The 382-nt window shown below is 38.5% G+C and carries 1 protein-coding gene; it reads right to left on the bottom strand.

Translation table 11 applies throughout. The features are described from left to right. On the bottom strand, positions 1–366 hold a 366-nt coding region (locus tag AC1DWA_RS33735; protein WP_477917898.1), incomplete at its 3' end, for an FtsW/RodA/SpoVE family cell cycle protein. Between the last annotated feature and the right edge of the window lie 16 nt (positions 367–382).

Below are 382 nucleotides of genomic sequence, written 5' to 3'. Positions count from 1 at the left end.
GTTTACAAATACTTGAACAGCAATCATAACGGAAATACCGATAGCTAACAGTGCTCCAAAAGGATCACGACACTTAATAGCTGTTTTTAATCCTTTAAAAATAATAAAAAACAGTAGCCCCAATACAAGAAGTACACCCCAAAATCCCAGCTCTTCTGCAATAATGGCCATAATAAAATCCGTATGTGATTCAGGCAAGTAGCCCGTTTTTTGAATGCCTTGTCCTAACCCCATACCTAATATTCCTCCGTTTCCTATAGCCACATAAGAATTAACAAGTTGATATCCATCGCCTTGTTGATTTTCAAAAGGATGCAAGAATCCGGTAAAACGAGCCAAACGCCCCGGAGAAAACAAAAGATCCATGTTTCCGGTTACTAAT

It is taken from the genome of Rhodococcus sp. P4_F3_2, assembly GCF_056401335.1.
This window is presented reverse-complemented; position numbering and strand designations above follow the sequence as displayed.